Source organism: Microbacterium sp. NPDC087868 (assembly GCF_044900755.1).
In the GTDB taxonomy this organism is placed as follows: Bacteria; Actinomycetota; Actinomycetes; order Actinomycetales; family Microbacteriaceae; genus Microbacterium; species Microbacterium galbinum.
Map to the genome: position 1 here is coordinate 805,379 of NZ_JBJDNO010000001.1, position 24,785 is coordinate 830,163.

General features: G+C 68.8%; 22 protein-coding genes and 1 tRNA gene. 14 read left to right on the plus strand and 9 right to left on the minus strand.

The annotated features are described in order from the left end of the window. Positions 1–16 precede the first annotated feature (16 nt). A complete protein-coding gene (gene lysA, locus ACI2JZ_RS04035; RefSeq protein ID WP_247632441.1) occupies positions 17–1,435 on the minus strand; it encodes a diaminopimelate decarboxylase in 1,419 nt (472 codons plus the stop codon). Positions 1,436–1,585: 150 nt separating this feature from the next. On the opposite strand from lysA, the gene ACI2JZ_RS04040 reads away from it, so the two are divergent. After that, on the plus strand, positions 1,586–2,620 hold the full coding sequence (locus ACI2JZ_RS04040) for a YhjD/YihY/BrkB family envelope integrity protein (RefSeq protein ID WP_404596574.1): 1,035 nt from the start codon (positions 1,586–1,588) through the stop codon (positions 2,618–2,620). 1 nt (position 2,621) lies between these two features. On the opposite strand, the gene ACI2JZ_RS04045 is transcribed toward ACI2JZ_RS04040, so the two are convergent. Together ACI2JZ_RS04045 and argS are read right to left on the minus strand one after the other, a co-directional pair. Next, the gene (locus ACI2JZ_RS04045; RefSeq protein ID WP_404596575.1) at positions 2,622–3,482 is read right to left on the minus strand and encodes a DUF2993 domain-containing protein; all 861 of its coding nucleotides are present in this window, start codon (positions 3,480–3,482) and stop codon (positions 2,622–2,624) included. 39 nt (positions 3,483–3,521) lie between these two features. Next, positions 3,522–5,186 (minus strand): arginine--tRNA ligase, encoded by a 1,665-nt coding sequence (gene argS / locus ACI2JZ_RS04050; protein ID WP_336640556.1) that lies wholly within the window; start codon positions 5,184–5,186, stop codon positions 3,522–3,524. A 70-nt stretch (positions 5,187–5,256) separates the two neighbouring features. On the opposite strand from argS, the gene ACI2JZ_RS04055 reads away from it, so the two are divergent. Then, complete coding sequence (locus tag ACI2JZ_RS04055; RefSeq protein WP_404596576.1) at positions 5,257–6,063, plus strand: SGNH/GDSL hydrolase family protein; 807 nt, start codon at positions 5,257–5,259, stop codon at positions 6,061–6,063. 16 nt (positions 6,064–6,079) lie between these two features. Beyond that, positions 6,080–6,152: transfer RNA gene (locus tag ACI2JZ_RS04060), tRNA-Arg, on the plus strand. Positions 6,153–6,213: 61 nt separating this feature from the next. On the opposite strand, the gene ACI2JZ_RS04065 is transcribed toward ACI2JZ_RS04060, so the two are convergent. Both ACI2JZ_RS04065 and ACI2JZ_RS04070 read right to left on the minus strand, forming a co-directional pair. Then, the gene (locus ACI2JZ_RS04065; RefSeq protein WP_404596577.1) at positions 6,214–8,145 is read right to left on the minus strand and encodes a heavy metal translocating P-type ATPase; all 1,932 of its coding nucleotides are present in this window, start codon (positions 8,143–8,145) and stop codon (positions 6,214–6,216) included. Beyond that, positions 8,132–8,494, minus strand: a complete 363-nt coding sequence (locus tag ACI2JZ_RS04070) for an ArsR/SmtB family transcription factor (RefSeq protein ID WP_404596578.1) — start codon at positions 8,492–8,494, stop codon at positions 8,132–8,134. The genes ACI2JZ_RS04065 and ACI2JZ_RS04070 overlap by 14 nt, the downstream gene beginning before the upstream one ends. A gap of 106 nt (positions 8,495–8,600) precedes the next feature. Between ACI2JZ_RS04070 and ACI2JZ_RS04075 the strand changes: the two genes are divergently transcribed. Then, positions 8,601–8,993, plus strand: coding sequence for a VOC family protein (locus tag ACI2JZ_RS04075; protein WP_336640559.1), 393 nt, complete (start codon positions 8,601–8,603; stop codon positions 8,991–8,993). A gap of 31 nt (positions 8,994–9,024) precedes the next feature. On the opposite strand, the gene ACI2JZ_RS04080 is transcribed toward ACI2JZ_RS04075, so the two are convergent. Beyond that, positions 9,025–10,485 (minus strand): maltokinase N-terminal cap-like domain-containing protein, encoded by a 1,461-nt coding sequence (locus tag ACI2JZ_RS04080; protein ID WP_336640560.1) that lies wholly within the window; start codon positions 10,483–10,485, stop codon positions 9,025–9,027. After that, the gene (gene treS / locus ACI2JZ_RS04085; protein WP_336640561.1) at positions 10,482–12,251 is read right to left on the minus strand and encodes a maltose alpha-D-glucosyltransferase; all 1,770 of its coding nucleotides are present in this window, start codon (positions 12,249–12,251) and stop codon (positions 10,482–10,484) included. The genes ACI2JZ_RS04080 and treS overlap by 4 nt, the downstream gene beginning before the upstream one ends. Before the next feature lie 126 nt (positions 12,252–12,377). On the opposite strand from treS, the gene ACI2JZ_RS04090 reads away from it, so the two are divergent. Then, entirely contained in the window at positions 12,378–12,803 is a 426-nt protein-coding gene (locus tag ACI2JZ_RS04090) for a GIY-YIG nuclease family protein (protein ID WP_404596579.1), read from the plus strand. A 60-nt stretch (positions 12,804–12,863) separates the two neighbouring features. Here the strand turns inward: ACI2JZ_RS04090 and ACI2JZ_RS04095 are convergent, their stop codons facing one another. Beyond that, on the minus strand, positions 12,864–13,244 hold the full coding sequence (locus ACI2JZ_RS04095) for an SHOCT domain-containing protein (protein ID WP_404596580.1): 381 nt from the start codon (positions 13,242–13,244) through the stop codon (positions 12,864–12,866). A 42-nt stretch (positions 13,245–13,286) separates the two neighbouring features. Next, on the minus strand, positions 13,287–13,568 hold the full coding sequence (locus tag ACI2JZ_RS04100; RefSeq protein ID WP_404596581.1) for a hypothetical protein: 282 nt from the start codon (positions 13,566–13,568) through the stop codon (positions 13,287–13,289). A 137-nt stretch (positions 13,569–13,705) separates the two neighbouring features. Between ACI2JZ_RS04100 and ACI2JZ_RS04105 the strand changes: the two genes are divergently transcribed. The 9 genes from ACI2JZ_RS04105 to ACI2JZ_RS04145 all read left to right on the plus strand — a co-directional run bounded on the left by ACI2JZ_RS04105 (position 13,706) and on the right by ACI2JZ_RS04145 (position 24,729). Then, the gene (locus ACI2JZ_RS04105) at positions 13,706–16,270 is read left to right on the plus strand and encodes a LuxR C-terminal-related transcriptional regulator (protein WP_404596582.1); all 2,565 of its coding nucleotides are present in this window, start codon (positions 13,706–13,708) and stop codon (positions 16,268–16,270) included. An 88-nt stretch (positions 16,271–16,358) separates the two neighbouring features. Next, positions 16,359–17,498, plus strand: a complete 1,140-nt coding sequence (locus ACI2JZ_RS04110) for an AI-2E family transporter (protein ID WP_404596583.1) — start codon at positions 16,359–16,361, stop codon at positions 17,496–17,498. A gap of 13 nt (positions 17,499–17,511) precedes the next feature. Further along, entirely contained in the window at positions 17,512–18,948 is a 1,437-nt protein-coding gene (locus ACI2JZ_RS04115; RefSeq protein WP_404596584.1) for a hypothetical protein, read from the plus strand. A 1-nt stretch (position 18,949) separates the two neighbouring features. After that, positions 18,950–20,416, plus strand: coding sequence for a DUF2252 domain-containing protein (locus ACI2JZ_RS04120; RefSeq protein WP_404596585.1), 1,467 nt, complete (start codon positions 18,950–18,952; stop codon positions 20,414–20,416). Further along, positions 20,413–21,153, plus strand: a complete 741-nt coding sequence (locus ACI2JZ_RS04125) for an ion channel (protein ID WP_404596586.1) — start codon at positions 20,413–20,415, stop codon at positions 21,151–21,153. Before ACI2JZ_RS04120 ends, ACI2JZ_RS04125 begins: the two co-directional genes overlap by 4 nt. Then, complete coding sequence (locus ACI2JZ_RS04130) at positions 21,150–22,766, plus strand: MFS transporter (RefSeq protein WP_404596587.1); 1,617 nt, start codon at positions 21,150–21,152, stop codon at positions 22,764–22,766. Before ACI2JZ_RS04125 ends, ACI2JZ_RS04130 begins: the two co-directional genes overlap by 4 nt. A gap of 50 nt (positions 22,767–22,816) precedes the next feature. After that, positions 22,817–23,284 carry a MarR family winged helix-turn-helix transcriptional regulator gene (locus ACI2JZ_RS04135; RefSeq protein WP_404596588.1) on the plus strand — a complete coding sequence of 156 codons (468 nt, stop codon included), beginning with the start codon at positions 22,817–22,819 and terminating at the stop codon, positions 23,282–23,284. Between the two features lie 26 nt (positions 23,285–23,310). Continuing rightward, on the plus strand, positions 23,311–23,733 hold the full coding sequence (locus tag ACI2JZ_RS04140; RefSeq protein WP_247622809.1) for an organic hydroperoxide resistance protein: 423 nt from the start codon (positions 23,311–23,313) through the stop codon (positions 23,731–23,733). An 18-nt stretch (positions 23,734–23,751) separates the two neighbouring features. Continuing rightward, positions 23,752–24,729, plus strand: coding sequence for a zinc-binding dehydrogenase (locus ACI2JZ_RS04145; RefSeq protein WP_404596589.1), 978 nt, complete (start codon positions 23,752–23,754; stop codon positions 24,727–24,729). Positions 24,730–24,785: the final 56 nt, after the last annotated feature.

Here is a 24,785-nt window from a genome sequence, read left to right on the forward strand (position 1 = left end):
CTCCTTCGGAGGTGGGTCATTTCTCTCCCTCGGGGGCGTTCGCCCCGTCGATGCCCGCGTCACGGGAGAGGAGATCGTCGATGGTCTCACCGCGGACGATGACCCTCGAGCGACCGTCGCGCACGGCGACGACCGGCGGACGCGGAACATGGTTGTAGTTGCTCGACAGCGAGACGCAGTACGCGCCCGTCGTCGGCACGGCGAGCAGGTCGCCCGGTACCAGATCGGAGGGCAGGTACTCGTGATCGACGACGATGTCGCCGGATTCGCAGTGCTTGCCGACCACGCGACTCAGCTGCGGGGCGCCGATCCCCACGCGCGAGGCGATGCGCGCGGAGTACTGCGCCCCGTAGAGCGCGGGGCGAGCGTTGTCGCTCATCCCGCCGTCGACGCTGATGTAGCGCCGGACGGCACCGGAGTCGATGGTGACGTCCTTGGTCGTGCCGACCTCGTAGAGCGTGACGCCCGCCGTTCCGACGATCGCGCGACCGGGCTCGAACGAGAGCGCGGGCACGGCGATGCCGCGCGCGGCGCAGCCCTCGGCGACGGCGGACACGATCTCACCGGCGAGGACGTCGATCGGAGTGGGGTCGTCGCTGCGGACGTAGGCGATGCCGAAGCCGCCTCCCAGGTTCATCTGCGGGACCGCACCGCCCTCGAGCAGGGCCGCGTGCAGCTCGAGCACGCGCGAGGCGGACTCGCGGAACCCGGCGACGCCGAAGATCTGCGACCCGATGTGGCAGTGCAGACCCACGAAGTCGAGCCCGGGGATCTCTCGGATGCGAGCAACGGCGACCTCGGCATCCTCGAGCGGGAATCCGAACTTCTGGTCTTCGTGCGCGGTGGCGAGGAAGTCGTGGGTCTCGGCGTGCACGCCGCTGATCACGCGCACGAGCACACGCTGCACCGCGTCCACGCGGGCGGTGATCGCCGCGAGTCGCTCGATCTCGATCGCGCTGTCGACGATGATGCTGCCCACACCGACCTCGACCGCTCGTTCGAGCTCGCGCGTCGACTTGTTGTTGCCGTGGAAGCCGATGGATGCCGGTGCGACTCCCGCGGCCAGCGCGACCTCGAGCTCTCCCCCGGTGCACACGTCGACACGGAGTCCCTCGTCGACCACCCAGCGCGCGACGGTGGCGCTGAGGAACGCCTTGCCGGCGTAGTACACCTGCGCGACCGTGCCGTGCTCCGACGCCGCCTGGTCGAAGGCCCGGCGGAACTCCCGTGCGCGCTGACGCACCTCGTCCTCGTCCAGCACCAGAAGGGGGGTGCCGTAGGTGCGGGCGAGGGTCGCGGCATCCACCCCGGCGAGGGTCAGGACGCCGTCGGCGTCTCGGGCGGCGCGCGCGGGCCAGACACCGGCCGCGAGATCATTCGCGTCATCGGGAACGGCGAGCCACTCGGGCGCGAGCGAATCGGCAGCGGGAAGCAAGGAACACCAATCGTGGAGCGGGACTCGGGCGGGAAGCGCACGACGAGACTGACCCCGATTCTAGGGCACGGCGCATGCCGCCCTAGCCATGGTGACGCCCGTCCCGCAACCCCTGTGACGGCGGCCGGCGCTCACTCGTAGGGTGGGAACGTGGAAGCCCCGTCGACGTCCGAAGCCCCTGCCCGCCCCGGGCCGATCCCGCGTGCCATCGCAGCCGTGACGCGCTGGGCGCTCCAGCGCAAGCCCGTGCGGGCCTTCCTCCTCTACAGCGAGCGCCGCGGCCCGATGCTCGCCGACAGCGTCACCTACCGCGCCCTGTTCAGCGTGTTCGCCGGTGTGCTCCTGGGATTCTCGATCGCCGCACTGTGGCTCGCCGGGAACCCGCAGGCCTGGAACGCGATCATCGACGCCGTGCAATCCGTCGTGCCCGGCCTGATCGGCGAGGACGGAGTCATCGATCCGGCCGATCTCCGCGAACCGATCTCGTTCTCGCTGGCGGGTGCGGTGTCGGCGATCGCCCTGATCGGCGCCGCCCTGGGTGCCGTGGGGTCGCTCCGCACCGCCGTTCGTGTGATCTCGGGCACCGCGCAGAGCGACGTCCTGTTCATCTGGGTGATCCTGCGCAACCTCGCCCTGGCGATCGGCATCGGTGCGGCGTTCATCGCGGCGGCGTTCCTCTCCATCGTCGGACGGATCGGCGTCGGTTGGGTGAGCGATCTGCTCGGGATCCCCACCGACTCCGCGCTGGCGACCTGGGGCGTGCGGATCCTCTCGCTGGCGATCGTCTTCGCATTGAACACCGCTCTGCTCATCGCCGTGTTCCTCGTGCTCTCCGGGGTCCGCCCGTCGGCGCGGTCCCTCTGGAGCGGTGCCCTTCTCGGCGCCGTCGGCCTCCTGGTGCTCCAGGAGCTCTCCTCGCTCTTCGTCGGCGGCGCGACCAGCAATCCTTTGCTGGCCTCGTTCGCGTCGCTGCTCGCCCTCCTGATCTGGCTCAACCTGTCGGCGCAGGTCATGCTCATCTCGTGCGCCTACATCGTCACGGGCGAGGAGGAGCGGCAGGACCGGGTGCGCGCTCGTTTCGGCGCGACCACTTTCCCGCAGCGTCGTGTGCAGCGGGCCGAGATCGATGTGAAGATCGCGACCGACGAACTGCGCGCCGCTCAGGAAGCCGCCCGCGACGCCTGACTCATCCGGCCGGGCAGGTGCCCTTCTCGAGCAGGCTCTCGTCGGTGACGATGGCTCCGTCGACGTCGATGTCGATCACGGCCACGGATCCGTCGATCTCCAGCCCGGTGAGCGTGAGGCCAGCCGGGAGCTGATCGGCGATACAGATCCGCTGCGGCTGGGTGAGATCCGCGCCGATGGACCCCAGGTTCGATCCGACCTGCGAGGCGTCGATCTCGATCCCGCCGACGCTCAACGACACCGGCGTCAGTTCGAGGTCGCCCTCGAGCGCTCCGGGCGTGAGGGTGAGCGAGATCGGGACGGCGAGGCCCAGAACGGTGATCGACCCGCTGACGGTGGCGTTCGGTTCGTCGAGAGCGACCGTGTCGACCGGCAGGTCGGTGGTCGCCAGCAGCGAGGTGAACTGATCCTCGTCGATGCGGATCGTGCCCGATGCGCCCGCGAGATCGCCGCCGCGCAGGGGCACCCCCGTCGCGGTCACGTCGACCGCACCGGTGATCCCCTCGAGGGTGACCGCGTCGGTCGACAGGTGCAGGCTGTCGAGACGTCCGCCGATCAGCTGCGGCAGCAGGATGCCGTCGGCGTCGACGTCGAGCTGCTGATCGGCGGGGAGGTCGAGCTGGTCGATGACGAGCGAGCGCACGACTCCCGGAAGGATCGCCCGCGCGACGAACTCCGCCGCGACCACGAGTCCCGCGAGCACGACGACGACGATGAGCACCACCCACGGCCAGCGTCGGCGACGACGCTGCGGAGCGCTCGCGACGCCGTCGTCGGTCCCGGTCCCGGCGCCCGGGAGGACGAGCGTCGGATGCTCGGCATCCGGCTCCGGGTACGGCAGCGTGCGGTTGTCTTCGCTCATGGGGTCATCCTGCCCTACCTCGGTGGTGCGGACGGGGGGTTACATGCGCTCCGGTGCGGAGACGCCCAGGAGGTCGAGCCCGTTGCGGAAGACCTGTCCGGCGGCGTCGTTGAGCCACAGACGCGTGCGGTGCACGCTCTCGATCGGGTCGTCGCCCTGCGGGATCACGCGGCAGTTGTCGTACCAGCGGTGGTAGAGGCCCGCGAGCTCCTCGAGGTAGCGGGCGACGCGGTGCGGCTCGCGCACCTCGGCGGCGAACGCCACGATGCGCGGGAACTCCTGGAGCGCGCCGAGCAGCGCCGCCTCGGACTCGTGCGTCAGCGTCTCGGGGGCGAACTCGGAGCGGTCGACGCCCGAGTCGTTCGCGTTGCGGCTGACGTTGTGCGTGCGGGCGTGCGCGTACTGCACGTAGAAGACGGGGTTGTCGTTCGTGCGCTTCTGCAGCAGTTCGGGGTCGAGATCGAGCGGCGAGTCCGCGGGCGAGCGCTCGAGCGAATACCGCAGGGCGTCGGCGCCGAGCCACTCGAGCAGGTCGTCCATCTCGATGATGTTGCCGGCGCGCTTGCTGAGGCGGGCGCCGTTGATCGACACCATCTGCCCGATGAGCACCTGGACGTTGCGCTCCGGATCCTCGCCCGCCGCACCGGCGACCGCCTTGAGGCGGTGCACGTACCCGTGGTGGTCGGCGCCGAGGAGGTAGATCTTGTTCTCGAATCCGCGGTCGCCCTTGTTGAGGTAGTAGGCGGCATCCGCGGCGAAGTAGGTGTACTCGCCGTTCGAGCGGCGGATCACCCGATCCTTGTCGTCGCCGAAGTCCGTGGTGCGCACCCAGACGGCGCCGTCCTCGTCGAAGACGTGGCCCTGCTCGCGCAGGCGCTCGACCGCCTGGTCGATCAGGCTCGTGCCCGACGCGTCCTTGGCGTGCAGCGTGCGCTCCGAGAACCACACGTCGAACGGCACGTTGAACCGGTCGAGCGAGCTCTTGATCTCGGCGAGCTGATATTCGTATCCGAGGTCGCCGGCGACCGCGAGCTGCTCCTCGTCGGAGAGGTCGAGCAGATCCGGGCGCGCCTCGAGGATGCGACCTGCGAGCGCCGTGATGTACTCCCCCGGGTATCCGCCCTCGGGGGTCGGCTCGCCCTTCGCGGCGGCGACCAGCGACGATGCGAAGCGGTCCATCTGCGCGCCGGCGTCGTTGATGTAGTACTCCCGCACGGCGTGCGCACCGCTGGCGAGGAGCAGACGGACGATCGCGTCACCGAGCGCCGCCCAGCGCGTGTGGGCGATGTGCAGCGGTCCGGTCGGGTTCGCCGAGACGAACTCGACGTTCACGCTCACGCCCTGCTGCGAGGTGTTCGTGCCGTAGGCGACGCCCGCGTCGACGATCGTCTTCGCCAGCGCGCCCGCTGCGGCGGCCTCGAGACGGATGTTGATGAATCCGGGGCCCGCGACCTCGGCGGTGGCAATGCCGTCGACCGAGACCAGACCGTCGGCGATCTGCTGCGCGAGTTCGCGCGGGTTCGTGCCGAACGGCTTGGCGAGGCGCATCGCGATGTTCGAGGCCCAGTCGCCGTGGTCGCGGTTGCGCGGACGCTCCAGGACGATGTCGGATGCCGAGAGCCCGAGGGGCTCGCCGGGGCGTCGCTCGTCCGCGATCGGAGCGAGGACTGCGAGGAGGGCTTCGGCGAGCGTTTCAGGATTCATAGAACACCAAGTTTACGGCTCGGGACGGTGTCGAATTTGCGCAGACCGATCTGTGACTTACCCTCATGCCATGACCGTCGCTCCCGCCCGCCGCCGACTGCGTTTCGCCGGCGTCGCCGCCGTGCTCGCCGTCGCCGTCGTCGCGGGCGTCCTCGGCGTCTGGCGCCCCTGGGCACCGCTCCCCTCGACCGCCCCCGTCGGCGCCGCGGAAGGCGAGCCCGCCGCCGCGATCGCACCGGCTCCGCTCGTCCTGCCGGAGCACCCGACCGTGCTCGTCTTCGGCGACTCCTGGACGTACGGCTCGGCCGCCACCGTCCCGACCGAGGGATACGCGTATCTCCTCGCCGATCTGCTCGACGGCGAGACGATCGTGAAGGGTGTGCGCGGCAGCGGCTATCTCAAGCCCGGACTCGACGGACCCGCCTTCGGCGAGCGCATCGCGGCGCTCGATCCCGCGCTGTCTCCCGACCTCGTGATCCTGCAGGGCTCGATCAACGACCGCGAGCAGGGCGCGGCCGGATACCGCGAGGCAGTGAACGCGGCCTGGGATGCGATGGCGGCGAAGTACCCCGAGGCGACGATCGTGATCCTCGGGCCCGCCCCGCACGAGCTCCCCGTCGGTGCCGGCACCGCGCGCATCGACGCCGACCTCGCGGATCTCGCCGCTGCCCGCGGCTGGTGGTACGTCTCCCCCGTCGCCGAGGACTGGATCACCGATCAGAACTACCTCGAGGTCATCGACGTCGAGGTAGGGCGCAAGCATCCGTCCTCCGCCGGGCACCGCTACCTCGCCGAACGCGTCGCCGCCGCGCTCGATGCGCTCAGCGGCGCGCCGGTCACGATCGCCGGCGAGTCGGAGACCACCCCCGAGCAGTGATATCGTCGTTCGGTACGCCTCCGTAGCTCAGTGGATAGAGCGCCGGTTTCCGGTACCGTAGGTCGCAGGTTCGACTCCTGTCGGGGGCACGTATACGCGAAGAAGGACCGTCCGTGAGGGCGGTCCTTCTTCCGTTTCCGGGTGATGCGGTCAGCGGGGAACGGATGCCGTCCGCCGGGCGGCCCGCACCCCGTTGAGGATGACGACGACTTCGGCGATCTCGTGCACGAGCACCACGCCGGCCAGGCCGAGCACTCCGAACAGGGCCAACGGGAACAGCACCACGATGATCGCCAGGGCGAGGCCGATGTTGACGGTCATGATTCGGCGCCCGCGGCGCGCGTGGGCGAGGGCTGCGGGCAGGAGGCGGAGGTCGTGGCCGGTGAACGCGATGTCGGCGGATTCGACGGCGGCCGCCGAACCGCCCGCTCCCATGGCGATGCCGACGGTCGCAGTCGCGAGTGCCGGAGCGTCGTTGATGCCATCACCGACCATCGCCGTCGGCCCCTCGGCGAGGAGGGCGGTGACGGCGGCCGCCTTGTCTGCGGGGAGCTGCTCCGCACGGACGTCGCTCACTCCCGCGCGGGCGGCGAGCGCGCGGGCGGTGCGCTCGTTGTCGCCCGTGAGCATCATGACGCGAACACCCTGCTCCTCGAGCAACGAGATGGTCTCCGCCGCCTCGGGGCGCAGCTCATCGCGTACACCGATGACCCCCGCGATCCGTGCATCGACCTCGACCACGACCACGGTCATCCCGTCGTCCGCCATCCCTTCGGCGGCGCCCTCGAGGTCGCCCAGTTCGGAGAGCCACCGCACACTTCCGACGCGGACGCGAGTGGCCCCGACCCGACCCGTCACACCGTGGCCCGCATCCTCGACGACCTCGGTCGCCGCGGGAGCGTCCGCCGCCGCGCGTGCGATCGCGGCGGCGAGCGGGTGCGTGCTCGTCCTCTCGAGCGCGGCGGCGAGGCCGAGGACCTCCTCGCGCGTGCGACTGGGGGCCGCGGCGACGGCGACCACCTCGGACTCGTTGCGGGTGAGCGTGCCGGTCTTGTCGAATGCGATCGTGCGGATGGTTCCGAACCGCTCGAACGCCTCGCCCGAGGTGATGACGACGCCGAACTTCGATGCCGAGCCGATGGCGCTGATGACGGTCACGGGAACGGCGATGGCCAGAGCGCAGGGGGATGCGGCCACGAGAACGACGAGTGCGCGCTCGACCCACAGACCGGGGTCCCCGACAACGAACCCGAACACGACGATCAGGGCGGCGACGATGAGCACCACCGGCACGAGCGGGCGGGCGATCCGGTCGGCCAGGCGCGCACGCTCGCCTTTGCGGGCGTGCGCCTGCTCGACGAGCTCGACGATCCGGGTGAGGGAGTTGTCCCGTCCGTCGGCCGTCGCCTCGATGCGGAGCGTCGCCGATCCGTTCACCGAACCCGCCGGCACCGCCTCCCCCGGACCGACCGCGACCGGGATCGACTCGCCCGTCACCGCGGACGTGTCGATGCTCGAGCGCCCGTCCACGACCACGCCATCTGTCGCGATCCGCTCTCCCGCCCCGACGACGAGGACGTCGAGCTCGCGCACCTCCGTGGCAGGGATGCTCGCGTCGCCGCTCAGCCTCGACACGCGCACCGTCTCGGGGACGAGCGAGAGAAGAGCGCGGAGGCCCTCCTTCGCTCGGTCCATCGCGCGATCCTCCAGCGCCTCGGCGAGGGAGAACAGGAAAGCCAATGCCGCTGCCTCTCCCACGTGACCGAGAGCCACCGCTCCGATCGCCGCGATGGTCATCAGCAGCCCGACGCCGAGGCGCCCCCGCGCCAGGCGGCGAAGCGCTCCGGGCACGAAGGTGTAGGCGCCGGCGAGGAGGGCGACCCCCTGCAGCACGAGGGCCGGGATGGGGAACCCGCTCCACTCGAGCACGTAGCCGGCGAGCAGCACCACGCCGGCGATGACGGACGGGAGCAGCGCGGTATCACGCCAGAGCGGCGGACGAACCTCATGCTCGGCATCCGTGTGCCCGACCGCCCCTGCCGCTGCGATCACCGGACCGCAGCACGCGTCACAGGTCGACATCGGCGGGTGAACAGCACAGCGGCACGTCGCAGTTCTCGTCGGCGCACGGTTCGCCGTCGTCTACCGCGAGCACGGTGTTCACCAGAAGGGTGATCGCCTTCGTCACGTGGGGGTCGGCGATCTCGTAGCGGGTCTGCCGCCCCTCCGGCGTCGCGACCACGATCCCGCATCCCCGCAGGCACGACAGATGATTCGAGACGTTCGTGCGCGAGAGGGCGAGCGTCTCCGAGAGGCGCGCAGGGTACGCGGGGCCGTCGAGAAGCTGCAGGAGGATCCGCGAACGCGTGGGATCGGCCATGGCGCGGCCGAGACGGTTCATCACATCGATCCGGGAGGCAATGGTCAGCATGCAGTGACTATACAGCGAATAGTGAATAGTCGACACTCGGCGAGGCGTCGCTCCATCCCGGACTCCGCCTCTGGACACGCCACCGCGGCGAGCGCATGCTGATTCCATGACCGCTTTCCAGATCACGCATCCGTTCAGCGGGTTCAGCGTCGACTCGATCGACGCCGCCCGCGCCTTCTACGGCGACACCCTCGGCCTGGACGTCACGACCAACGCGATGGGGTTCCTCGACATCCGGTTGCCCGACGGAGGGTCGATCCTCGTGTACGCCAAACCCGATCACACACCGGCCAGCTTCACGATCCTCAATTTCCCCGTCGACGACGTCGAGGCCGCGGTCGACGATCTGAACGCCCGGGGCGTGGTCACGAAGATCTACGACGACGAGATGGGCACCGACGCCAAGGGGATCATGCGCGGCGGGCCCGATCGCGGGCCGGACATCGCCTGGTTCAGAGATCCGGCTGGCAACGTGCTCTCGGTACTCTCGGCATCCTGATCCACCGGAGCAGACCCACCGAAGCGCGTCGTCAGACCACGTCGGCGAGCGCGGCGAGCGGGATCGCGATCCACGCGGGGCGGTTGCGCTTCTCGTACACGGCCTCGTACACGGCCTTGTCGGCGACGTATGCGTCGAGCAGCGTGCGGTTGTCGGCGAGGATCTGCTCCTCCTCCCCCGGTGCCGCGGCATCCGCCCCGACCGACTCGGTACGGCAGAGCGCGCCGACGTAGGCGTCGAGGAAATGCCCCCGCGCCCGACGCGCCCACTCACGAGCGAGATCGGCGCGCAGATCGTCTTCGGCATCCGGATCGGCCCCCTCCTCCGTCGCCTGCGTGAGGGCCACCGTGCCGGGCACGTAGTCGAAGGAGCGCAGCATCCCGGCGACATCGCGCCAGGGTGAATCGGGGAGCGAGCGCTCCGCGAACGGGCGCCCCGGCTCACCCTCGAAGTCGACGATGCGCCACCCGTGCGCGGTGCGCAGGGTCTGCCCCAGGTGAAGGTCGCCGTGCACGCGCTGCACGTCGAGCCGGCCGAGCGCGGCCACCGTCGCGTACATCGCCCGAAGGCGCTCGGCGTACGGTGCGAGTTCCGGCACGACACCGAGTGCGTGGTCGAGGCGATCCTCCAGCGCACGCGCCAGGGCCTGCGCGGCGGCCGCATCACGCGTCTCCGACGGGAACCGTCCGCGCAACGCCGCGTGCACCTCGGCGACCGCAGTTCCGAGGCGCGCGGCCTCGCCGGCGAAGTCCGCTCCCGACTCCTCGACGCTCTGCGACGGGTTGGCGAGCAGGGATCGCACGCTCCCGGTCGCCAGTTCGAACCCGTCGGAAGCGGTGCGCAGGAACTCCTGCATCATCGCCAGCTGCACGGTCTCGCCGTCGACATCGGCCTCGACCCAGCCGTAGAGCGCGGCGACGTGCTCCGAGTGCTGCCGGGTGAGTTCCCGATGGATCTCGATGTCGGGATTCGCGCCGGGGGTCACCTTGCGGAACACCTTCATGATCGCGACGTCGTCGAACCGGATCGACGAGTTGGACTGCTCGCCGCTCAGCGGGGATGCCCGCAGCCCCGGGTCGAGCGGATCGGTTCCCGGCACGCGATGGAAACGGAGTCCTCCGCGGTCGAACGTCGCGCTGTGCTCCGCCGCCACGAGCCCGTCGAGCCAGAGCGCCATGGCATAACGATCGTGCACCGCGTCGTAGACGTGCCGGATGCGCCCCTCGTCCTCCGCCGCCCCGATGAACGCGTGGGCGATCGCCTCCTGCGGCTCGTCGTAGATCGACAGGGGTACCTGATAGGTCTCGTGACCCGCCTCGCCGTCGGAGTAGTCGACGGTCACGAGGAAGACCGCCACCCGCACGCCCTGATCCGGGCCCTCGAGGTCAGCGATCCGCCGAACCCGCGATACGCGGAACGGTCGGCTCTTGCCGGCGAACCAGCGGGTGCGTACGAGATAGTCCTCCAGGACTCCCGGAGCGACGACATTCACAGCATCCCCCGTTCATCCGCATCGTCGGCGGGTTCCTGCAGCTGGAACCAGAAGAACCCGTGTCCGCCGAGCGTCAGCAGATACGGCAGCTCGCCGACGCGGGGGAAGGGCACGCCGCCGACCAGCTCGACCGGCACCATCCCCTCGAAGCGACGGAGGTCGAGTTCGACCGGCTGCGGGAACTGCGACAGGTTGTTGACGCAGAGGATGACGTCGACGGTGCCGTCGTCATTGGTGTGCTCGCGCGTGTACGACAGCACGGCGGGGTTCGATCCCCCGAGGTCGTTGAAGCTGCCGAGCCCGAAGGCCGGGTGCTTCTTGCGGGCGTGGATCATCAGCCGCGTCCAGTGCAGCAGCGATGACCGGTCCTCCTGCTGAGCTTCGACGTTCACCGCGAGGTACCCGTACACGGGATCCTGCACGATCGGACGGGAGAGCCGTCCGGGGTTGGCGGTCGAGAAGCCCGCGTTGCGATCCGAGGTCCACTGCATCGGAGTGCGCACGCCGTCGCGATCGCCGAGCCAGATGTTGTCCCCCATCCCGATCTCGTCGCCGTAGTACAGCACCGGCGATCCGGGCAGCGACAGCAGGAGTCCCGTGAACAGCTCGATGCGATCGATGTCGTTGTCGAGGAGCGGCGCGAGGCGACGGCGGATGCCGATGTTGGCCTTCATCCGGGGATCCTGCGCGTATTCGCTCCACATGTAGTCGCGGTCCTCGTCGGTCACCATTTCGAGCGTGAGCTCGTCGTGGTTGCGAAGGAAGATCCCCCACTGGCACCCCGACGGGATCGAGGGCGTCTCGGCGAGGATCTCGCTGATCGGGTACCGGGACTCCCGTCGGACCGCCATGAAGATCCGCGGCATCACCGGGAAGTGGAAGCACATGTGGCACTCGTCGCCGCCGACCTCGGGGTCGCCGAAGTAGTCGACGACGTCGGCCGGCCACTGGTTCGCCTCGGCGAGCAGCACCCGACCGGGGTACTCGTCGTCGACGATCCGCCGCACCTTCTTGAGGAAGTCATGGGTCTCGGGCAGGTTCTCGCCGTTGGTGCCCGGGCGCTCGTAGAGATACGGGACGGCGTCGAGGCGGAATCCGTCCAGCCCCATGTCGAGCCAGAAGCGCATGGCGTCGATCATCGCCTCGTGCACCTTCGGATTGTCGAAGTTGAGGTCGGGCTGGTGGGAGAAGAAGCGGTGCCAGAAGTACTGCTGGCGCACCGGGTCCCAGGTCCAGTTGCTGGGTTCGGTGTCGACGAAGATGATCCGCGCGTCCTCGTAGAGATCGTCGGTGTCGCTCCACACGTAGAAGTCTCCGAAGGGCCCGTCGGGATCGTTCCGGCTCGCCTGGAACCACGGATGCTCGTCACTGGTGTGGTTCATGACGAAGTCGATGATCACCCGCATGTCGCGCGCATGGGCGGCGTCGAGGAACTCTTGGAAGTCAGCCGTGGTGCCGAGGTCGGATTGGATGCCCGTGTAGTCGGCGACGTCGTACCCGCCGTCTCTCAGCGGGGAGGGGAAGAACGGCGGGATCCAGAGGCAGTCCACCCCGAGCCACTGCAGGTAGTCGAGCTTGTCGATCAGTCCGCGGAAGTCACCCGACCCGTCGCCGTCTCCGTCCTTGAACGAGCGGACGAGGACCTCGTAGAACACCGCGGTCTTGAACCACTCGGGCGCGGGACTGCCCGGGGTGTCGGGGAACGGCTCCTGGGTGAGGATGGGGATGGATGCCGTGGGCGGTGCCGATTCTGCAGCAGAGCTCATGCGGTTCTCCCAGTGCGGACCATGCGCCCAACCTGTCACATGAGCGGGCCCACGCGTCACCCCTTGCGCCCGCGGACGGGAAAGGTGTAACCGGGGACTGTCGGTACCCCTGCCTATCGTGGATCCATGCCGACACCGCGTACTCTTCCGGGGCCGTGCCACCTCTGCGGCAGCGTCTCCGGGACCCGCACCGGCGGTGCGTGGGAGTGCGCAACGTGCGGGTGGCGCTACGGCGATGTGCCCGACGCCGACCTGCCGCGTCCTCGCATCGACGTCGTGTACTACCTCCGGTACGACCGACGGGTGAAGATCGGCACGAGCATGCGCCCGCGGCAGCGGCTCGCGAGCATCCGCCACGATGAACTCCTCGCATTCGAGCGCGGCGACCGCACGGTGGAGCGGCGACGGCATCTCGAATTCGCCGAAGCGCGCGAGGGGGGCGAGTGGTTCACGCTGACGGCGCCGTTGCGCGCGCATATCGCCGGGCTGTCGTCCGGCGGTTCTCCCTGGGAGCTCTACGCCCGCTGGCTGAGCGAGGCGCTGCGCCCGTGACCGCACTGCGAGCATTCACCACGGCATCGCCGAAGGCGGAGCAGCTCGGCTGACGCGTGGTCACCGTGCGAGTGCTTTCGCCTTCAACGACTCGTACTCGCCCGGCGTGATCGCCCCGGAGTCGAGCAACGTCTTCGCCTTGGCGATGTCGTCGGCGGGCGATGCCGTTCCCGCGGTCTCTCGGATGTAGGCGGTCTGCGCCTCACGCAGCTGCCCGATCTGCTCGGCCCGCCGTTCGGCCATGCCCTGTCCTCGGGCGATCAAGTACACGAGCGCGGTGAGGAACGGCAGGAAGACCAGGAAGATGATCCAGACCGCCTTGAGCCACCCGTTGAGGGAGTGGTCGCGGAAGATGTCGCCGATGATCGTGAAAACGACCATCAGATACGAGATGAAGACGAAGGACCAGAAGAACCAGCCGATGAGATCCCAGATGTTCATAGTGCTTCCTTTGCTCGGGACACGGACGTGCCAGGACTGAAGCTAGTGAGAGGCCCGTCCGTCGGCGTCACCCTGCTCGGATGACTCTTCGACGCGAGGATCCGGATGCCCCGGCCCGCGTTCGTCGACCGGATTCACCGAGATCACCTCGATGTGCAGGTCGTCGAACGCCCCGAGGAGTGCCAGCAATCGCGGTTGGTCGACCACCGGTCCGACGATGCTCGTGATCCCGCCCTCCCGGTTTCCGACGACGAATCCTTCGAGCGCCTCCGCGATGTCCGGGCTCAGCCGGCCGCGGACGATCACCTCGAACGTCTGAACCATTCCGGCCTCGCTACCTCGCCGACAATCGCGGCGTCTTCTCCGACGGGGGTCCCTCTCATGATCGGCGTACGTCGAGCATCCGTCCTCACCCCCTCTGGATGATCTCGTCGCGTACTGGGATACTGGCCGGGATCGCGATGACCGTCCTCCCCCTTGTGCCGGTTCACGCCGTCGACCGCCCGCGTCTGCGCGGCCGGCTCGACGCGGCCCTCAGCGCGCCGGTGAGCACTCTCGTGGCCCCCGTGGGATCGGGCAAGACCGTGCTGCTGTCGCAGTGGGCGATGTCCCGCCCGGACGTGAGATTCATCTGGCTCGAACTGCACGCATCCGACAACGACCCCCAGCACTTCATCGATCGTCTGCTCGACGGATTCCGGGGGCACACCGATGCGCCTCACGACCTGAACACTCCGCACGCCCTGAGCGGCAGGACGATCGGTCGACCCGCACTCGACGCGCTCTCGGCCGTCTTCCGCGAGCATGCGGGCACTGCCGTCGTGATCGATGACGCGCATGCGATCACGAACTCGGCACTCCTCGCCGATCTCTGGTGGCTGGCCGACCATCTGCCCGCTCAGAGCCATATCGTGCTCTCGTCGCGGGTGGACCTCGGCTTCGCCTGGAGTCGGCACCGGCTGCGCCACTCGCTCATCGAACTCCGGCAGGCCGACCTCGCACTGGACGCGGCGAGCGCGGGCACGTTGCTCGAGCGCATCGTGGGAACGCGCGTGAGCGAAGCGACCCTGTCGGCCGTCATGGACAGGACAGAAGGATGGGCAGCCGGAGTGCAGTTGACCGCCTTGGGCCTGCGCGACCAAGCCGACCCGGAACGGTTCGCCCGCAACCTCCGCGGAACGGATCGCCTCATCTCCGACTACCTCGGCGAACAGGCGCTGGCCCAGCAACCTCCCGATCGTCGGGATCTCCTGCTGCGGTTGTCCGTCTTCGATCGGATGTCGGCCGACCTCATCGAGGCCGTGCTGCACATCGACGATGCCGCCGAACTGTTCGAGAAACTGCAGCACGACTCGATGTTCCTCATCGCACTCGACGATCAGCAGGAGTGGTTCCGATTCCATCGCCTGTTCCGCGATCTCCTGCACTACCGATTTCGCGCACGACACGGCGCCGAAGAGAGCCGACTGCTCATCGCGGCCGCGGATTGGCACCTGCGTGACGGAGACCTCGACTCCGCCATGGACTATCTCCTGCGCGCTCATGAATGGGATCGCGCACTCGACCTGATCCTCGCCAGCGGCCGCGACGTGTTCGAGCGGAGCCGCACGCTCTCTGTGAGCAGGTGGTTGGACGCCATTCCTGCCGAGAAGCGTGCGACGCGACCGGATGCCGAGATCCTGTGGGGAATCGTGCTGGGCATGAGCGGTGACGCGGTACGGGGAGAGGACGTGCTCCGCGGTCAGGCCACACGTGATGACCTCACGTCAGCCCAGTCGGCCGTGCTCCACGCCTATATCGCCGCGCGTGTGCAGTTCCGCTCCGAGCCCGAGATCGCCCTGCGCGCAGCGAAGACCTCACTCGAACACCTCACACGAGATCCGTCATTGCATCCGCCCGATCTCCTTGGTCTGACGCATCCGTCGTTCCTGCACACTCTCGCGCGGACGTCCGGCGGCCGAGCCCATTTCCTCGCCGGCGACTTCGTGCGAGCACGCCGCTGGTTCGACGATGCGCTCGCGGGCCCGGCATCGTCGTACTCGCCCTACCGCGTTCATCTCCTCGGGTCGATCGCACTGCTCGACGCCTGGTGCGGCCGCATCACCGCCGCAACGACCCTCGCGCAGGAGGCACTCGAATTGGCGGCGGACGCACAGCTGCTCGCACACCCCGCGCCCGCCGATGCCTATCTCGCCGCCGCTCTGGCAGCCGTCGAGAGAGGCGAACCGCGCAACGCCGCCCTGAACCTGCACGAAGGCATCGTCCGCGCCGAAGCCAACCGCCGGTCGCAGCTGCTGTGGATCGGGCATCTCCTCCGCGCGTCGATCGATCCCGACGATCCGACCAACGCACGGCCGCAGTGCCCCGGTGGTCCGCCTCCCATCGTCGACCTCGCGCTGCGCGCGGAGGCGGCGCGCATGACGCGCGGACAGGGAACGCTGACGTTCGACGAGGGTCCGACCGCGGCGTGGTCACCCGTCGTCGCCGAAGGGATCGCCGGCGCGCTCGCCGACCATCGACCGGACCTCGCGCGGCGGCGCCTCCAGATGTCTACACCCACCCACGATGCACTCCCCCGCGAGAGCGTGGAGCGTCTCGTGCTCGGCGGATGGCTCGCGTCCGTGGAGGGAGATCCGACGCTCTCGACCCGTCTGCTCTCCGAAGCGATGTCGGCCGCGGAACCGCATGACCTCGTCGCGGTGTTCCCGCGCATCGGCCCGGAGGCGGTGCGTCTGGTCGCCGAGCTGCCCGGGGTGCCGTCGCCGTTCCGCGCCACCGTCATCCGGTGCGCGCACGAGATGCGACAGCCGCGCGCGGCATCGCCGCAACTGGCCGAGCAACTCACCGATCGTGAGCTCGAGATCCTCGCCTACCTGCCCTCGCGGATGACGAACACCGAACTGGCGGCGCGATGCTTCGTCTCGGTGAACACCATCAAGACGCACACCGCCCACATCTACCGCAAGCTCGACGTCGCCAACCGCAACGGTGCCGTCGCCAAGGCCCAGGAGCTCGGCTTCCTCTGACTCGCCCGGACGCACGCCTCGAGGCCCCGCCTCCAAATCGCCCGCAAAGGATGACGCGGCCGAAGAACCCGGGTCGCAGAGTGTCACCATGAGCGACGCGACAACGCCCGCACCCGACGCCGCCGACCCGGCGGTGCCCGTGCCGGCGCCGTTCCCGCAGTTCGCCCGTCGGCGCAGCATCCTCACCTCGGTGGACCACCCGTTCGGGCTGGGCTTCGCGCTCGTGCTCGGCGGCCTCGCTGCATTCGTCCTCGGCCTCGCCCTCACGTCGCTGTCGACGATCCTCATCTACATCGCACTCGCGATCTTCATCGCACTCGGCCTCGACCCGGTCGTGAAGCGACTCGAAGGGCACGGCATGTCCCGGCCCCGCGCGATCGCCATCGTGTTCGGCATCTTCCTCGTCATCCTCGTGGTCGTCATCGTCTTCATCGTGCCGCCTGCGCTCCGGCAGGTGGCCGAGTTCGTCCGTTCGGTGCCGGCCGGCATCACGCAGCTGCAGAACTCCGACTGGTATCGCGGGTTCGAAGCGCAGATCGGCGACGTGGTCGGAACCGCCCTCGACCAGCTCTCGACCTTCCTCGCCGACCCTGGAAACCTCCTCGCCGTGGGTGGCGGGGTGCTCGCGGTCGGTTTCGGAGTCGGAAATGCGATCTCGGGGATGCTCATCGTCATCGTGCTGACCCTGTACTTCCTCGCGTCCCTCACCGCCTTCCAGACCAGCTTCTACCGCCTCGCACCGGCACGCGACCGGCCGACCGTCGCCGAACTCACGGAGAAGATCACGGACTCCGTCGGCGCCTATCTGATCGGCATGGTGATCCTCGCCGCGTGCAACGCCGCGTTCGCCACCCTCCTGCATCTGGTGCTCGGCCTGCCGTTCCCGGCGTTCATGGGACTCGCCGCGTTCCTCATCACGCTGATCCCCCTGGTCGGTCCCGTCCTCTACTGGATCATCGCCTCCGTGGTCGCCCTGTTCACGAACCCTGTCATCGCTCTGATCTTCGCGGTGCTGTATCTCATCTACATGCAGTTCGAGGCGTATCTCCTCACCCCGCGGATCATGAACAAGGCCATCGCGATACCGGGCGCGCTCGTCATCATCGGCGCGCTCGTGGGCGGAACCCTCCTCGGGTTGCTCGGCGCTCTGGTGTCGATCCCGGTGACGGCGGCGATCCTGCTGATCATCAAGCAGCTCGTGATTCCCCGACAAGACGCGAAGACCTGAGCACGGAGACCCCATGAGCACCCCGACCATCGAAGACCTGCAACACCGGCTGGCCGCCCTCGAGGCGGAGAACTCGGTTCTGCGAGACAGCCTTCCTCGCGGGGGCGGTACCGGTCCGGCGGCTCCCCGAGAGAGGCGGCATCGATGGGCGTGGGGGCGCACCCTCCTCGCCACCGTGCTGATCCTTCTGGGAGCACTCCTCGCCCCCGTCGCCGTCGTCGCCGCGTGGGCGAACGTGCAGCTGACCGACACCGACCGATTCGTGCAGAGCTTCGGTCCCCTCGCCGACGACCCCGCGGTGCAAGCTCTCGTCACGACGCAGGTCATCGACGTCATCGACGATCAGGTCGACATCCCGGCTCTCACGTCCGATGTGATCGACGGGATCATCGATCTCGGCACCGGCGACAGCGCCACGCGAGCACTCGAGTTGCTGAAGGGACCAGCCGCCGAAGGCGTGCAGTCGCTCGTGGCGACGATGGTCAGCCGGTTCGTCGAATCGGATGCGTTCGCCGATGTCTGGGCATCGGCACTGCGTGTGAGCCACTCGCAGGTGACGGGCGCCCTCCGCAATGATGCGAGCGTCGCGATCGAACTCGGATCCGGCGGCACGATCGCCATCCAACTCGCTCCCATCATCGATCAGGTCAAGGAGGTGCTGCTGGCACAGGGGGTCGGCTTCGTCTCGGCGATCCCCAGCGTCGATCGGACGATCGTCGTCGCGACATCCGATGCCCTCCCCACCGTGCAGCTCGCGTACGGCCTCGCCGTCGCGTCCGGACTGTGGCTGCCGTGGATCGCCATCGTTCTCCTCGTCGCGGGGGCTCTGGTCGCCCGCCGCCGGTGGAGCGCAGCGATCGTCGCGGCGCTGGCGCTCGCCACGTCGATGCTGATCCTCCTCGCGGGCTTCGCGATCGGAAGGATCTTCTTCGACGGAGCCCTGCGCGCGGGTCCGGTCTCGCCCGATGCGGGCGGCGTCATGTACGAAACAGTGGCCGGGCCCATGCGTGACACCGCTGTGGCCGTGCTCGTCCTCGCGGTCGCCGTCGCCGCGGTCACGTGGTTCGGGGGGCCGTTCGACGTTCCGCGTCGTCTCCGCGCCGCCGCGCAGGGCGGAGCCGCCCGAGTGCGCGGCGGGATGGAGCGGTACGGGGTGACGACGGGGCGCGTGGGGGTTTGGATGCACGCGCACCACGCATTTCTGCGCTTCCTCGTCGCGGCGATCGGTGCCGCCGTCGTCCTGCTGGTGAGGCCTCTGTCCCCAGGGCTCGTCATGTGGACCGTAGCCCTCGCCGCGCTCGTCGTCATCGTCCTGGAGATCGCGGAGCGGCCTCCAGGCGGCCCCGCCCCGACCACCGACGATGGCATTCCAGACGACGATGCTTCGGAAGACGTCGTTTCATCGCACACACCTCCCGCCGACGATCGCGTCACCGGGGCCGAGGTCTGACATGGGCGAGAACCCGGGCTCCGACGTGCGCTCCTCCGAACCACCGACCGCGGTCGCACCCGAATTCGTTCTTCGACGCAGCAGGGGCCGAGACGCGCGCGCACGGGCCCCGCGATCGGGGCAGGGACCGTGGGTCTCGCCGCCCGATCGCATCGACCCGATATCGCTGCTCGAAGAGCAGGCGGAATCCCGAGTCGCCGAACTCGTACCGCTGCGGTACGAGCGCATGGCGACCTCGCCGTTCGCCTTCTACCGCGGAGCCGCGCTGCTCATGGCGTCCGATCTGGCGACCATGCCTCACAGCGGCATCATCGTGCAGCTCTGCGGTGATGCGCACCTGTCGAACTTCGGAGTCTTCGGAACCCCGGAAAGGCAGCTCATCTTCGACATGAACGACTTCGACGAGACGCTTCCCGGCCCGTTCGAATGGGACGTGAAGCGACTCGCTGCCAGCTTCGCCGTGGCCGGACGGCAGCGCGGGTTCTCCCCGTCGGCGACCCGTGGCTGCGTCGCCGCGGCCGTCCGCGGTTACCGGGTCACGATCGCCCATGCCGCCGAGGCCTCCGTCCTCGATGCCTGGTACGACCGATTCGATGCCGAGCGAGCGCGCCGGCGCATCCGATCCGAACGTCGACGGCAGCGAGCGGATGACGAAGCCGTCGCCCGGCTGGACGCCGCCCTGTCGAAGGCACGCAAGCGGGACAGACGGCGGTCGTTCTCCAAACTGGTCGAGACCGTCGACGGACGATTGCGCATCATCGCGAACCTTCCGTTGATCGTGCCGATCGAGGATCTCGCCGCGGGGACGGATGCCGCATCCGACGAAGTGGGCATCATGCGCGAGGTCCTCGATGCCTATCAGCGCACGCTCATCGGCGACCGGCATCCGATCACCGAGTACCGCTACCGGCATATGGCACGCAAGGTCGTGGGCCTCGGCAGCGTCGGCACCCGCGCCTGGGTGATCCTGCTCAGCGGTCGCGATGACGATGATCCCCTGCTTCTGCAGGCCAAGGAGGCGCAGCCTTCCGTGCTCGAACGTTTCCTCGAACCGAGCGCATACGACAACGCCGGCGAGCGGGTCGTGCGGGGGCAGCGCCTCATGCAGGCGTCCAGCGACATCTTCCTCGGGTGGCAACGCATCATCGGTCTCGATGGTCGCAGCCGGGACTTCTCCGTGCGCCAGCTTCACGATTGGAAGGGCGGCATCGATCCCGAGACCATGACACCGCGGGGCGCGGCACTCTACGCGCGAGTCTGCGGCGAGACGCTCGCCCGCGCCCACGCGCGAGGTGGAGACCGGCTGGCGGTCGCGGGCTACCTCGGGCGGGGCCGCGGGTTCGAGGCTGCCGTGTGCGCATTCGCCGACTCGTATGCGGATCAGAACGAGCAGGACTTCGCATCGTTCCGGGCTGCTCTGGATTCGGGGCGGCTCCCCTCCGATGAGTCGACGGGATCGGCGTCGTGACGACGACGCGGCGGAGCTCGTCGGCCGCACGAGCGCGCAGGTCGCGGTGGGACATCGGGCAGATCGACGGTGTCGCGGGATACGCGCTCGTCATCGTGCTGCTCGTGGCGTCGTACGCTCTCTCCGCGGCCCAGCGCACTCCTGACCCGAGTCCGCTCGCTTTCCTCATCATCCTCGTCACCGTCGCCGTGGTGTTCCGGATCACCGATGTGCGCACGGCTGTCCAGCGCGCCAGCTGGGTGATCCTCGCGGTATCCGCCGCGGTGACGATCGCGGCGTCCCTCCTCGGGGCGAAAGGACATGTCCTCGACATCGTGCTCTCGGCCGCCACGTTGCTCGCTCTCCTCGTGTCTCCGACCGCGATCATCGGCCATCAGGTGAAGCGACGCGGGCTCAATCTCGAGGCGCTGCTCGCCACCATCGCCGCATACGTGCTCGTCGGCCTGTTCTTCGCGTTCGCGTTCAACCTGCTGGCGCTGGTCTCGCAGGCGCCCCTCTTCGGCGACACCGGCGAGGACTCTCTCGCGAATCAGCTGTTCTTCTCCTTCACCACGCTCACGACGACCGGCTACGGCAACCTCGTGCCGGTGGGCGCGAACGGGCAGGCGATCGCCGTGACCGAGGCGATCACCGGGCAGCTCTTCCTCATCACCGCGGTCGCCCGCATCATGCGCGGCGCCAGTGGCATGCGCACCGCCGGTCAGTCGACACCGACACCGACGAAGGAGACCCCATGAAGAAGTGGAACGTCGTCCTCATGCTCGGCTGCGCGCAGTTCGTGATGGTGCTCGACGGAACGGTCATGAACGTCTCCATCTCGACCGTCGTCGATGACCTCGGCACGACCGTCGCCGCCATGCAGGGCGCCATCACCTTCTACACGCTCACGATGGCCGCGTTCATGCTGCTCGGCGCCAAGCTCGGAGACGTATGGGGGCGTCGCCGGGCTTTCGTCATCGGTTCGTGCGTCTACGCCGTCGGTTCGCTGGTCACGGCATTGAGCCCGAACGTGCAGACCCTCTTCCTCGGTTGGTCGGTGATCGAAGGACTCGGTGCGGTGCTGGTCATCCCGGCGATCGCCGCGCTCGTCGCCGACAACTACCACGGCCGCGACCGGGTGACCGCTTTCGCGGTCGTGGGCGCGGTGTCCGGCGCAGCCGTCGCCGCCGGCCCGCTGATCGGCGGCTTCGTCACGACCTACTTCGATTGGCGTTATGTCTTCGTCGCCGAAGTCGTCATCATGCTCGGTGTCGTGCTGTGCGCGCGGATCATCACCGACGCCACCCGCCGCCGGCCCATCCGCATCGATGTGCTCAGCGTCGGCCTGTCATCGGCGGGGCTCGTCCTCGTCGTGCTCGGGATGCTGCAGAGCAAGACCTGGGGCTGGATCCTCCCCCTGAAGATCCCGGTGATCGGCGGCGTGAGCGTCGCTCCCCTCGGCATCTCGCTGACCGCGTGGTTCATCGTGGCGGGGGTGGCCTTCCTCACCCTCTTCGTCGTCCGTCAGCGTCGACTCGTCCGTACAGCCCGCCCGCCGCTGCTCAACGTCGAGATGTTCACCCTCACCTCCCTGCGCAGCGGACTCGCAGTGCTCGGCGCGCAGTACACGGTGACGGCCGGGCTCTTCTTCATGGTCCCGGTCTATCTGCAGATGACGTTGGGGCTCGACGCACTGCAGACGGGGATCCGGATCTTCCCGTTGTCGGTCGCGCTCGTGCTCTTCTCGATCGTCGGCACCGCACTCTCGAAGAGGATGTCGCCGCGAGCGATCGTGCGCACCGGCCAGCTCCTGCTCGTCTTCAGCGCGTTCATCCTGCTCGGTTCCGCGACGAGCGATCTCCGCGGAGGTCTCTTCGCGCTCGGGATGTTCCTCTCGGGAGCGGCCCTGGGCCTGCTCGCCTCGCAGCTGGGCAATGTGAACATGTCGAGCGTCACCGAGAAGGAGACGAGCGAGGTGGGCGGTCTGCAGGGCGTGTTCCAGAACCTCGGTTCGTCGCTCGGCACCGCGCTGATCGGTTCGATCCTGATCGGCGCGCTGTCGACATCGTTCGCGTCGGGAGTCGCCGGCAGCGACCTGCCCACCGAGACGAAGCAGACGGTGAGCACCTCGACGCAGAACGGCGTGAAGATCGTCCCCGCCGCAGATGTGGCGCAGATCGCCGAGGATGCCGGTCTGGACGACGCTGCTGCAGAGCAACTGGCCGAGATCTACCGCGACTCGCAGTTGTCATCCTTGCGCATCGCCTTCTTCGGACTCATCGTCATCAGCCTGCTGTCACTGTTCTTCTCGCGCGGCATCCCGACCGAGATCGAGGTCCGTCGGCGCCGCGCTCCCGAGTCCGCGGGATAGTCTCCTTCAATTCAATTGTGCACAATCTAATCGCGTGCAATACTTGACGCATGGCTGTGACAGACGAGATGGTGTGCTTCTCCCTCTACTCCGCCGCACGCGCGACCACCCAGGCGTACCGGACATTGCTCGCCCCGTGGGGCCTCACCTACCCGCAGTACCTCGTGCTCGCCATCCTCTGGCACGAGGGCGAGCAGACCATCGGATCGCTCGGCGAGGCGATGCAACTCGACTCCGGCACGCTCTCCCCGCTCGTGCGACGCCTCGAGCAGTCGGGGCTCGTGCGCAAGCAGCGCAGCTCCGCCGACGAGCGGGTCGTGACCGTGCAGCTCACGGCGGAGGGTCAGGAGCTCCGCGGCGACCTGGCGAAGATCCCGGCCGAGGTCGCCGGGTTCTCCGGCATCCACGACGACGCGCACCGGCTGCGTCTGATCGCCGAGCTCCACGAGTTGACGCGCCTCCTCCAGGCATCCACCCCGACTCCCGCCGACGCCGCACGCGCCCGCGGCTCCGAATGACCACCCTCCCGGAAGGAAACACACCCATGGAAGCTCTGTACACCGCCGAAGCACTCGCCACCGGCGCCGGCCGCAACGGACACGTCGCCACCGACGACCGTCGCGTCGAGTTCGATCTCGCCATTCCGAAGGCGATGGGCGGCAGCGGCGACGGGGCGAACCCCGAGCAGTTGTTCGCCGCCGGCTACGCGGCCTGCTTCCACTCCGCGCTGCAGTCCGTCGCCCGGGCGCAGAAGGTCCAGATCGAGGACTCCTCGGTCGGCGCGCGCGTGCACATCGGTTCGAACGGCCAGGGCGGCTTCGGCCTCGCCGTCGAACTCGAGGTCGTGATCCCCACGCTCCCCCACGAGCAGGCGCAGGCCCTCGCGGATGCTGCGCACCAGGTGTGCCCGTATTCGAATGCGACCCGCGGCAACATCGACGTCACGATCACCGTCTCCGACGACTGAGACCGAAGGAGCAACTCCATGCACGCACTCATCCACCACACCTTCGGAGAAGCCGAAGACGTCCTCGCCCTCGAGGAGCGACCCGTTCCCCAGCCGGGGCCCGGCCAGGTCCGTCTGCGCGTCGCCCTCTCCCCCATCCACAACCACGATCTGTGGACGGTGCGCGGCACCTACGGGTTCAAGCCCGAGCTGCCCGCCGCCTCCGGCACCGAGGCGCTCGGCGTCGTCGATGCCCTCGGCGACGGCGTCGAGCATCTCGTCGTCGGCCAGCGTGTCGCGACGGGTGGCACCTTCGGCGCCTGGGCCGAGTACATCGTCGCGAACGCCGCAGGGCTCATCCCCGTGCCCGACGGCCTCTCCGATGAGAGCGCCGCGCAGCTGGTCTCGATGCCCTTCAGCACGATCAGCCTGCTGCAGTTCCTCGATGTGAACGAGGGCGACTGGATCGTCCAGAACGCGGCGAACGGCGCCGTCGGGCGCATGCTCGCCCAGCTCGGCGCCGCACGCGGCGTGAACGTGCTCGGCCTCGTGCGGCGCTCGGCCGGCGTCGACGAGCTGCGCGCGCAGGGCATCGAGAACGTCATCGCGACCGACCAGACGGATTGGCGCGAGCAGGCCGCCGCGCTGACCGGCGGTGCCGCGATCATCGCCGGGGTCGACTCGGTCGGCGGATCGTCGGCGGGCGACGTGCTGTCGCTGATCGGCGAGGGCGGCACGCTCGTGGCCTTCGGCGCGATGAACTCCCCCGTCATGGAGATCGCCTCGTCCGATGTGATCTTCAAGCAGGCGACGGTGAAGGGCTTCTGGGGCAGCAAGGTCATCCAGACGATGGATGCGTCCACCCGCGGAGCACTGTTCACCGAGCTGATCCAGCGCGTCACCGACGGTACGCTCACCCTCCCGGTCGCCGGCACCTTCGACGCCGCCGACGTCGCGGATGCCGTTCGCCTGAGCAAGACCCCCGGTCGTGTCGGCAAGGTGCTGCTGCGCTTCTGACGCCCTCCGACCGGTATGGGCCGGGTCGCCGATGTCGGCGACCCGGCCCATACTGC